This window comes from Segeticoccus sp. (genome assembly GCF_035708005.1).
The window spans coordinates 25,247-35,573 of sequence record NZ_DASSTI010000014.1 but is presented as its reverse complement, the minus strand read 5'-3'; the positions used below and the strand labels follow the sequence as shown (position 1 = coordinate 35,573).

Below are 10,327 nucleotides of genomic sequence, written 5' to 3'. Positions count from 1 at the left end.
GCTCGGCGCGTGGGAGGCCGGCCGCTCGGGCCTCCGGACGGCGCTAGTGGTCCTGCCTGTTAGTTCGGCGGTGTATCCGGCTGCTGCCAGGCGGTGGGATCGTTGAGGTAGAGGCCGCAGGCGCAGTCGAGGGCTTCCTCGGGGCTGCCGGCGGCGAGGCCGCTTGGCAGGAAGGAGTCCTCGTAGTCGTCGTGGCTGGCGCGGTAGATCGCGAAGCCCCAGCTGCTGGCTGAGCCGCCGTAGCGCAGCCGGCACAGCGGTAGCACCTCATCGTCGGGTAGCTGGCCGTCGACGTAGGCGAACTGGCCGCGGAAGCGGACGTTCACCCTGCTCAGGGCCGGCCAGCGGTCCCGGGCGTGGGTGTTGAGCCGTTGGCCCAGGCTGGTCTTGGTGGAGGCCGGCGGGGTCGCCATCGGCCCATCCTCGCCGGGTCAGGCCGCCAGCGGGGAGAGGTCGGCGGTCCGGTGGGCGCCGATGCGGTGCAGCAGATCGTCCAGTTCCCTGCGGCCGAAGCGCCAGTCGAACGGGGTGGCGGTGGCGTTGAACCGGGGCTCGAACGCGGTCAGCCGTGTGGCCAGGGCATCGAGGTCTGCGAAGTCGGCCGGGCGGAGCACTTTGCGCCCGATGATGGAGAAGACAATCTCGATCTGGTTCAGCCAGGAGGCGTGGATCGGCAGGTGCACCAGCTCGGCTGTCGGCCAAGCCGTGCGCATCCGCTGGATCGAACGAACTCCGTTATGCGAGGAGCCGTTGTCCACGATCCAGAACACCCGACGGGCCGAGGCGTAGGGCTCGGTGGTCATCACCTGCTCGACCAGCGCGGAGAACGGGACGATCCCGGTCTTCGGTGCGGTCATGCCGAACAGGTGGGCGCGGTGGACGTCGTAGGCGCCGAAGTAGGCCAGGGTGCCGCCACGGGTGTACTCGAACTCCACCCGCCGAGTCCGGCCCGAACCGGGCGGGAGTTCCCGATGGCGGCGCGAGAGGGCTTGTAGCTGGGACTTCTCATCGGCGCTGATGACGTACTCGTCCTCACCGAGGGCGACGCCGTCCCAGACTCGGGCGTAGAGGTCGAGTACCCGGGCGGCCTTGACCGCGAAGTCCGGATCGCGCGGGAAGATCCATGAGCGGTGCAGCCAGGGGCGGATCGCATCATCGTGCAGCCAGCGGCGGACCGTGGAGGCCGAGACCGCCATCACCAGGCCCTCGGCAACGGCCTGAGCGGCCAACTCCGCCGAACTCCACCGCGCCAGCGGCACCTCCCGGACCTCGGGCGGTTCGCAGGCCATCGCCTTGACCTCAGCGACCACCGGCGCCGGAAAGGACCGCGGGCGGCCCGATCGCCGACGGTCGTCCAACCCCGCCAGACCGGCCTCGCAGAACCGCCTGCGCCACCGGCTGACCACGCTGACGTCGACATCCAGGCGCTGCGCGATCACCGCATTGCGCTCGCCGTCCGCGGCCATCAGCACGATCCTGGCCCGCAGCACCTGCGCGTAGGGCGCCGTGTATGCGCGCGAACGCTGCTCGAGCACCGTCCGATCGGCCTCGGACAACTCGACGACGAACGGGGACCGACGAGACATCGCAGACGCCTCCGAGCAAAGCAAGATCACGGAGGCTCGGCGCTTCCCCTCGCCGAGACGCGTCTCAACTTACGACGCTGTACTTCCAGGCACGACCACTAGTCTCGGGTCGTGGACCGACGGATCTTCGGGATCGAGACCGAGTACGGCGTCACGTGCACCTTCCGCGGCCAGCGCCGGCTCTCGCCGGACGAGGTCGCCCGCTACCTGTTCCGCCGGGTGGTCTCGTGGGGCCGCAGCTCGAACGTGTTCCTGCGCAACGGCTCGCGGCTGTATCTCGACGTCGGCAGCCACCCGGAGTACGCCACCGCCGAGTGCGACGACCTCACCGAACTCGTCGTCCACGACAAGGCGGGGGAGCGGATCCTCGAGGGGCTGGTCGTCGACGCCGAGCAGCGGCTCGCCGAGGAGGGCGTCACCGGCGACATCTACCTGTTCAAGAACAACACCGACTCGGCCGGCAACAGCTACGGCTGCCACGAGAACTACCTGGTCGGCCGGCACGGGGAGTTCAGCCGGCTCGCCGACGTCCTCATCCCGTTCCTCGTCAGCCGGCAGATCATCGTCGGCGCCGGCAAGGTGCTGCAGACGCCGCGCGGCGCCATCTACTGCGTGAGCCAGCGAGCGGAGCACATCTGGGAGGGGGTCTCCAGCGCCACCACCCGGTCCCGGCCGATCATCAACACCCGCGACGAGCCGCACGCCGACGCCGAGAGCTACCGCCGGCTCCACGTCATCGTGGGCGACTCCAACATGAGCGAGACGACCACGATGCTCAAGGTCGGTTCGGCCGACCTGGTCCTGCGCATGATCGAGGCCGGGACGGTGATGCGCGACCTGTCCTTGGAGAACCCGATCCGGGCGATCCGGGACATCAGCCACGACATGACCGGGCGACGCACCGTGCGCCTGGCCAACGGCCGGCTCCTGTCCGCCCTCGACATCCAGGGCGAGTTCTACGAGCGCGCACGGGACTTCGCCGACCGCGAGGGCCTCGACGACCCGATCCACAAGCAGGTGCTCGACCTGTGGCAGCGCACCCTCATCGCGGTGGAGACCGATGACCTGTCGCTGGTGGAGACCGAGATCGACTGGGTCATCAAGTTCCAGATGCTGCGCCGGTATGCCGACCGGCACGGTCTGTCCCTCGGTCACCCCCGCATGCTGCAGCTGGACCTCGCCTACCACGACATCAACCGGGACCGGGGACTGTTCTACCTGCTCCAGCGCCGGGGGAGGACCGCCCGGGTGTGCACCGACCTCGAGGTCTTCGAGGCCAAGACGCGCCCGCCGCAGACCACGCGTGCCAAGCTGCGCGGCGACTTCATCCGGGCGGCGCAGCAGCACCGGCGTGACTTCACCGTCGACTGGGTGCACCTGAAGCTCAACGACCAGGCCCAGCGCACGGTGCTCTGCAAGGACCCCTTTGCCGCCAGCGACCCGCGGGTGGCGCGCCTCATCGAGGGGATGTGACGCACCTCTGACGGGTGCGGGGAACGGCCGCCGGGTTTCGGCAGTTATCGTTGCGGCGTCTCGCGACGCTGCCCGTCTCCCACTGCAAAGGTCCGACTTCCGTGCATACCTCCCGCCTCCGGCTGCTCCCCCTGGCCGCGCTGCCCCTCGTGCTCGTCGCCGGTTGCGGTGGTCAGAGCAGCTCGGCGCACAGCAGCAGCTCGGCCTCCGCCTCGTCGTCATCCTCGGCGTCGGCCAGCCAGCCCACCCTGAACAGCCCGATGTCGGACGTGAACGTCGTCATGGCCTCCGCACCGAGCCCCAGCGCCTCGCCGTCGGCCAGCGCCAGCAAGGGCTCGAGCGGCAAGGGCGCCCAGCAGAAGGTGCCGCAGCTGTCGTTCAGCACCAAGCCGTTCGGCGTGCCGAAGACCGAGGACAAGGTCGTCAAGAAGGGCAAGGGCGCAGCGGTCAAGGAGGGGCAGCTGGTCACCTTCAACTTCGCGGTGGCCAACGGCAAGAACGGCAAGCAGCTGGAGTCCACCTTCGGCAAGCAGCCGATCACCATCCAGCTCGACTCCCAGCACGTCATGCCGGGCCTCATCAAGGGGCTGGCCGGTCACCACGCCGGTGACCGTGTGGTCGTGGCGATCCCGCCCAAGGACGCCTTCGGCTCCAAGGGCAACCCGCAGCTGGGCATCGGCGGCAACGACACCATGGTGTGGCTCGTCGACCTGAAGAGCTCGCAGAACCTGCTCAAGCACGCCCAGGGCACGGCGGTCGCGCCGAAGCCGGGCCTGCCCAAGGTGGCCTACCACGACGGCAAGGCCGCCACGATCACCGTTCCCAAGGGCAAGCAGCCGCCGAAGAGCCTGGTCGTGCAGCCGCTGGTCAAGGGCAAGGGCCAAGTCGTCAAGGCCGGCGAGACGGTGAGCGTCAACTACACCGGCGTCATCTGGCGCAACGGCAAGAAGTTCGACTCCAACTTCGACCACGGCGGCGCGCCCGCGTCGTTCCCGATCGGCGTGGGCCGGGTCATCCCCGGCTGGGACAAGGGGCTCGTTGGCCAGCGGGTCGGCAGCCGACTGCTCCTGGTGGTCCCGCCGAACGACGGCTACGGCAAGAAGGGCCAGCCGCAGGCCGGGATCAAGGGCACCGACACCCTGGTCTTCGTCGTCGACATCCTCGGCACCACCACCCAGTAGCCCGATCTAGGGACTCTCCCGCGCATCTCGGGACTTTCCCGCGAATCTCGGGGCTTTCATCGGCCGGAAAGTCCCGAGATCGCGCGGAAACTCCCGAGATCGCGCTGAGACCAAGGGCTTGCTGGCTCGGCAGGCCCCGGTCTCGAGGATGGTGCGCGGGCTGGTGGGCGAGGTGCGCGTCGGCAGGCCCGGTCTCGGGGATGGTGCGCGCCCCAGAGCCGGCGCGACCTGCAGGGATTGGGCGTCCAGCCGCATCTAGGGGCTTTGCCACGCATCTCGGGACTCTTCCCCGTCCGGAGAGTCCCGAGATCACGCGAAAACTGCCTAGATCCGGGACAGAGTCCCCAGATCGCGCGGAATCCCCCTAGATCTGGTGGAGAGTCCCTAGATCTGGTGGAGAGTCCCTAGATCGCGCTCAGGGGCGGCGGACCCGGCACGGCAGGAGTGTCGCGGCGTGGCGGCCGGCGGCTGCGGCGGCCAGGAAGGCGACCGGGTCCTCCTGCAGCGAGCGCCCCATGCTGGACAGGGGCGCCGGACCCGCGTGCAGAGCTGTCACGAGGCCCGTCACGTCCACGTCGTATGCCGTGAGCCTCGCCCTGGCGCCCCCCACCAGGTCGCTCACCTGCCGCTGGAGAAGCGGCTGCAGCTCCCGCAGGCGGCACGTCGCGGCGGCGTCGGCCCCAGCCGGACCATCGCCGCCGTCGGAGTCGACAGACGCCGGCGGCGGGACCGGCACGGGCAGGTCCGCGCTGGTCAGGGCGACCCGCCCGTAGGCGGTGCGACTGTGGTGCGACAGCCCCCGGTGGCGCTCCCGCGGATCCGCACCCGACACACGCAGGGCGCCGACGGCTCGGCCGCCCAGCGTGCCGACCGCGTTCACCGCCTCGCCCGCGGCGACACCGGTGAAGCCCCACCGCGTACCGGTGCCGACACCACCGGGCCCGGGCGCCACCACGACAGCATCTGCCGACAGGACGTGGCGGGCAGCGAGCAACCCGCTGTGCAGGGTGACCGAATCCAGGTCGCCGCCGAACGCCTGGCCCGTGGTGACGACGCCGGCCAGCCACCCGGCCTCGCGCAGAGCGGCCACCGCGCGGGAGAACGCCAGCGGGAGCGCCGCCTCGTCGGTCATCACGTAGGCGACGCGGGCTGACGGTGCGTCCTGCCGCAGCGCGGCCAGCACGGCCGGCAGCGCGGAGTGCAGGTCGGCGACCACGACGGGCAGTCCGGCGAGGTCGTCGGCCTCGCGCAAGAGCTCGTGGTGGAGGCTGTCGTGATCCTCCACCGCCGGCACGAGGGTCTGCAGCGGGGTGTAGCGGACCTTCACGACTCGGCCACGGCTCCCCGTCGCGCCGGCCTCGCCGCCCGCACGGGTCCTCCCGCGCGTACCGGCCTCCCAGCCCTCGCCGGTCTCACCAGCGGCCTCGGAGGCAGCCGGGACCCGGTCGGGCAGCGCGGCGACGAAGGCGACCCCGCCGGTGCCGAGCCCCTCGTCGAGGGCGTCGGTGGTGAGCAGCACCCGCTCGCCGACCCCCGCCTCGCCGACCAGGTCGGCATACCCCACGGCGGCGACGACTGCCGGCGGTGCGGAGGCCACGGGAGCCAGGCGCACGGCATACTCCACGGCCCCGGGGCGGCGGGAGCGGACGGCGAGGACCACGCCCTCGCGCCACGTCACCATCCGTGCAGCGTAACGAGCACGTGCTGAGCACGAACCCGGAGCCGGTTCGGGTACGGTCATCCCGATGGCATCGAGGACGGACGGGGGCCGCAGGGCCGCCCACAACAGCGACAAGACCGAGCGGCTGCTCAACCTGGTCATCTGCCTGCTCTACACCCGCCGGCCGTTGTCCAAGGCGAAGATCCGCGACGCGGTGCCGCAATACGCCCAGACGGCCTCCGTGGAGGCGTTCGACCGCATGTTCGAGCGCGACAAGGACGAGCTGCGCGACCTCGGCATCCCGCTCATCACCGAGGCCGCGGACGTGCTGTTCGACGACGAGCCCGGCTACCGGATCGACCGGCGCGAGTACGCACTGCCGGACATCTCCTTCGAGCCGGACGAGCTCGCGGTGCTCGGCCTCGCGAGCCGCACGTGGCACCGGGCGAGCCTGGGCGCGCCGGCGGCACAGGCCCTGCGCAAGCTGGAGGCGGCGGGCGTGGAGCGCGACGACGCCTCGATCGTCGGGCTCGAGCCGCGGGTCCGCACCGCCGAGCCGGCCTTCGACGCGGTCAAGCAGGCGGTGGTGGGGCGATACCCGATCCGGTTCGACTACCGGGCGGCCCGGTCGGGGGAGCGCACCACGCGACACGTCCAGCCCTGGGGCATCGCCTCCTGGCACGGCCGGTGGTACCTCACCGGGTTCGACACCGACCGGGACGCCGAGCGGGTGTTCCGGCTCGGCCGGATCGAGGGCAAGGTGGCCCGCGACGGCAAGCCCGGGTCCTACGAGGTGCCGGCCGGGCACGACCCCCGGCCGATGATCGACCAGATGGCCCAGGAGCGACCGCCGCAGCCGGCCGCGGTGAGGGTGCGCCGCGGGGCCGGGCACACGCTGCGCCGGCGGGCCACGCTGGTGCGTGACCTCGACGCGGACTGGTCGCAGGTGGGCCTGGACTTCAACGACGTGGAGATCTTCGCCGACGAGCTCGCCTCCTTCGGCCCGGACGTGGTCGTCCTGGAGCCGACCGAGCTGGTCGACGCCGTGGTGCGCCGGCTCACCGGCGTCCTCAGGGCCGAGTCCACGCCCGAGTCCGGAGTCGAGTCAAGGCCCCAGTCCACGGCCGAGCCCGGCACGGAGGTCAACGCGTGAGCAGCAACGAGTCCGCCACCAGCCGGCTGTCACGGCTGCTGACCATGGTGCCCTGGCTGCTCAACCGGCAGGGCATCGACATCGAGGAGGCCGCCCGCGAGCTCGGCGTGTCCACCGAGCAGATCGAGGAGGACCTGCAGCTGCTCTTCGTCTGCGGGACCCCCGGCCACATGCCCGACGACCTCATCGAGGCCGAGTGGGAGGGCGGCAAGGTCTACCTCGGCAACGCCGACCCGATCGCCCGCCCCCTGCGGCTCGGGGTCGACGAGGCGATCGCCCTCATCGCCGGGCTGCGGGCGCTCGCCGCCGTGCCGGGGATCGGCGACCGGGAGGCGGTCGACCGGGCGCTGGCCAAGCTGGAGGCCGCCACCGGACAGCTCGCCGAGGCCAGCTCGCGGATCCGGGTGACCATCGACGAGGGCAGCGAGGCCGGTCAGCTCACCAGCGCCCAGCGGGCGGTCGCCGAGCACCGCCGGCTCCACCTGCGCTACCTGGTGGCCGCCCGGGACGAGGCCACCGAGCGCGACGTCGACCCGATGCGGGTGCTCAACGTCGACGGCACCTGGTACCTCGAGGCCTGGTGCCACCGCGCCGAGGACGTCCGCCTCTTCCGCTTCGACCGCATGGAGCGGCTGGACCTGCTCGACGAGGACGGCACGCCCCCGTCGGAGGCGCGTCAGCGCAACCTGGACGCAGGCGTCTTCGCGCCGGCACCCACCGACCTGCGGGTGCGGCTCCGTCTCGCTCCCTCCGCCTCCTGGGTGGCCGACTACTACCCGACGGAGTCGGTCACCGAGCACGACGACGGCAGCCGCACGGTCGTGCTGCGCACGGCGGACACCGCCTGGCTGCGGCGGCTGCTGCTGCGCCTCGGTGGCCAGGCCACCGTGCTGGAGCCCGCGGACCTGGCCGCGGAGGTCGCCGACACGGCCCGACGCGCCCTGGACGCGTATGCCGATCACGCAGGTTCCTTTCGCTAGCCTCACCAGGACGTAGACTTGGCCGCGCGTATCGTCGCCGGCAACACCCAGGACGCAGTAGCACCGCACGGAGCACGGCGAACGCACGACGGAAGGTACACAGATCATGGGTTGGCGCGGACTCTTCGAGGGCTGGCACATCGTGCTGCTCATCATCGTGGTCGTCGTCGTCTTCGGCTGGAAGCGGTTGCCGGATGCGGCCCGGAGCATGGGTCGCTCCATGCGCATCTTCAAGTCGGAGATGGGCGAGATGAAGAACGACGGCAAGTCGCCGGCCAGCCGCGACACGGTGCGTGGGGACGTGATCCACGACCCGGAGCAGCGCGCGGAGACGCGTCGCGAGCAGGGGTCCGGGTCCTCCACCGGGTCCACGCCGGCGGACGGCCCCGAGCAGCAGTGGCGCGACGCGGCGCAGGACGACCCGCAGCACCAGCCGCACGGGCAGCAGCACGGCGCCTGACCCGACTGACCGGCATACTTCGTCCTGTCCACCACACGCATGCCCGGCCTGAGGCGACGCGACAACCCTGAAGGGCGGATGTCGCTCGCCGACCACCTGCGCGAGTTGCGCAAGCGGGTCGTCATCGCCGCCATCGGCATCCTGCTGGGAGCCGTGGCCGGCTGGCTGCTCTACGACCCGCTCATCCACAAGCTGACGGCACCGCTGGCCGCGGTGCGCCACGCCCGCGGTGACGTCCTGGTCAACCTGAACTTCGGCGGAGTCACCCAACCGTTCTCGATCCAGCTCAAGGTCGCGCTGTTCCTCGGGATCATCGTCGCCAGCCCGATCTGGCTCTACCAGATCTGGGCGTTCCTCGTGCCGGGCCTGACCAAGAAGGAACGCCGCACCGCCATGGCGTTCATCTGCGCGGCCGTCCCGCTCTTCCTCGGCGGCTGCTACCTGGCCACCTGGGCACTGCCCAAGGCCGTGGAGGTGCTCTACTCGTTCACCCCCGCCGGTCAGGCGAACCTCGCCGACGCCTCGATGTACCTGGCCTTCGTGACCCGGTTCATCCTCGCCTTCGGCTGCGCCTTCCTCCTCCCGGTCTTCCTCGTCATGCTCAACGTCGCCCACGTGCTGCCGGCCCGCGTGATGCTCAAGGGGTGGCGGGTCGCGGTCATGCTGATCGCCGTCTTCGCCGCGATGATGACCCCGACGCCGGACGCCTGGACGATGCTGGCGCTGATGATGCCGATGGTCGCGCTCTACTACGGCGCGGTCGGCGTCGCGTTCCTCATGGACCGCAAGCGGGCACGGGAGCAGCCCAACTGGGTGGACGTGCCCGATGACGAGGCCAGCGAGCTCTAGCGGCCGCTACCCTGCAGCGATGCCTGGTGGAGGGTGTGCTGCCGGAGTGAGTCCTGGCGTGCCGGGGCGCGCCCGCCGGGTCGCGGTCCTCGTGAACCCCACCTCCGGTGTCGGGCGCGGCGCACGCGCGGGTGCCGAGGTCAGCGCCCGGCTGCGCGCCGCCGAGCTCGAGGTGCTCGACGTCTCCGAGGAGACGGCCGAGGCGGCTCACCAGCACGCCCGCGAAGCCGTGCAGGCGGGTGTGGACGTGCTGGTCGTCGTGGGCGGGGACGGCATGGTCCACCTCGGCGCCGACGTGTGCGCGGGCACGGACTGCGCCCTCGGCGTCGTGGCGGCCGGCACCGGCAACGACGTGGCACGCGCCCTCGGGCTGCCGGTCCACGACCTGCGCGCAGCGGCGGAGGTGATCGCCCGCGGAGTTCCCCGACCCGTCGACCTCGGGCGGCACACCGACCGGGAGGGCCGGGCGCACTGGTTCGCCGGCGTGCTGGCCGCCGGCTTCGACGCCCTCGTCACCGAGCGCGCGAACCAGCTGCGCTGGCCCCGCGGGCGGCTCCGCTACCTGCTCGCGGTGGCGCGGGAGCTGCCGGTCTTCCGTCCGATGCCCTACCGGGTCACCGTCGACGGCCGGGAGGTGCAGACCGAGGCGATGCTCGTCGCGGTCGGCAACGGGCCGGCATACGGCGGGGGACTGCAGATCTGCCCGGAAGCCCGCTGGGACGACGGGCTGCTGGACGTCCTGGTCGTGCGCCCGGTCTCGGTGCCGGAGCTGCTGCGGGTGCTGCCGCGCGTCTTCCGCGGCACCCACCTGAGCCACCCCGCGGTGCAGCTGCTGCGCGGGCAGCAGGTGGAGGTCGCCGGGCCGGAGCTGATGACCTACGCCGACGGGGAGCGGTTCCGGCCGCTGCCACTGACGTGCGAGGCGGTTCCCGCGGCGGTCCGGGTGGTCCTGTCCGGGGGATCGCGGCACCGCGCGCCCGGCTGA

General features: G+C 71.6%; 10 protein-coding genes. 7 read left to right on the top strand and 3 right to left on the bottom strand.

What is annotated here, in order from left to right:
- Positions 1 to 59 precede the first annotated feature (59 nt).
- Positions 60 to 413 carry a hypothetical protein gene (locus tag VFL99_RS01400; protein ID WP_325104531.1) on the bottom strand — a complete coding sequence of 118 codons (354 nt, stop codon included), beginning with the start codon at positions 411 to 413 and terminating at the stop codon, positions 60 to 62.
- Between the two features lie 18 nt (positions 414 to 431).
- Positions 432 to 1,586, bottom strand: coding sequence for an IS630 family transposase (locus VFL99_RS01395; RefSeq protein ID WP_325104530.1), 1,155 nt, complete (start codon positions 1,584 to 1,586; stop codon positions 432 to 434).
- Between the two features lie 111 nt (positions 1,587 to 1,697).
- Here VFL99_RS01395 and pafA point away from each other — a divergent pair, with 111 nt between their 5' ends.
- Together pafA and VFL99_RS01385 are read left to right on the top strand one after the other, a co-directional pair.
- The gene (pafA, locus tag VFL99_RS01390; RefSeq protein ID WP_325104529.1) at positions 1,698 to 3,059 is read left to right on the top strand and encodes a Pup--protein ligase; all 1,362 of its coding nucleotides are present in this window, start codon (positions 1,698 to 1,700) and stop codon (positions 3,057 to 3,059) included.
- A 281-nt stretch (positions 3,060 to 3,340) separates the two neighbouring features.
- On the top strand, positions 3,341 to 4,240 hold the full coding sequence (locus tag VFL99_RS01385; protein WP_325104528.1) for an FKBP-type peptidyl-prolyl cis-trans isomerase: 900 nt from the start codon (positions 3,341 to 3,343) through the stop codon (positions 4,238 to 4,240).
- Between the two features lie 415 nt (positions 4,241 to 4,655).
- Here the strand turns inward: VFL99_RS01385 and VFL99_RS01380 are convergent, their stop codons facing one another.
- Positions 4,656 to 5,921 (bottom strand): DUF3866 family protein, encoded by a 1,266-nt coding sequence (locus VFL99_RS01380; RefSeq protein ID WP_325104527.1) that lies wholly within the window; start codon positions 5,919 to 5,921, stop codon positions 4,656 to 4,658.
- A gap of 64 nt (positions 5,922 to 5,985) precedes the next feature.
- Between VFL99_RS01380 and VFL99_RS01375 the strand changes: the two genes are divergently transcribed.
- The 5 genes from VFL99_RS01375 to VFL99_RS01355 all read left to right on the top strand — a co-directional run bounded on the left by VFL99_RS01375 (position 5,986) and on the right by VFL99_RS01355 (position 10,327).
- The gene (locus tag VFL99_RS01375) at positions 5,986 to 7,053 is read left to right on the top strand and encodes a helix-turn-helix transcriptional regulator (protein ID WP_325104526.1); all 1,068 of its coding nucleotides are present in this window, start codon (positions 5,986 to 5,988) and stop codon (positions 7,051 to 7,053) included.
- Positions 7,050 to 8,033, top strand: a complete 984-nt coding sequence (locus tag VFL99_RS01370) for a helix-turn-helix transcriptional regulator (RefSeq protein ID WP_325104525.1) — start codon at positions 7,050 to 7,052, stop codon at positions 8,031 to 8,033. The genes VFL99_RS01375 and VFL99_RS01370 overlap by 4 nt, the downstream gene beginning before the upstream one ends.
- Positions 8,034 to 8,139: 106 nt before the next feature.
- Positions 8,140 to 8,493 carry a Sec-independent protein translocase subunit TatA gene (tatA, locus tag VFL99_RS01365; RefSeq protein ID WP_325104524.1) on the top strand — a complete coding sequence of 118 codons (354 nt, stop codon included), beginning with the start codon at positions 8,140 to 8,142 and terminating at the stop codon, positions 8,491 to 8,493.
- Positions 8,494 to 8,571: 78 nt separating this feature from the next.
- Positions 8,572 to 9,342 carry a twin-arginine translocase subunit TatC gene (gene tatC, locus VFL99_RS01360; RefSeq protein ID WP_325104523.1) on the top strand — a complete coding sequence of 257 codons (771 nt, stop codon included), beginning with the start codon at positions 8,572 to 8,574 and terminating at the stop codon, positions 9,340 to 9,342.
- Between the two features lie 46 nt (positions 9,343 to 9,388).
- A complete protein-coding gene (locus VFL99_RS01355; RefSeq protein WP_325104522.1) occupies positions 9,389 to 10,327 on the top strand; it encodes a diacylglycerol kinase in 939 nt (312 codons plus the stop codon).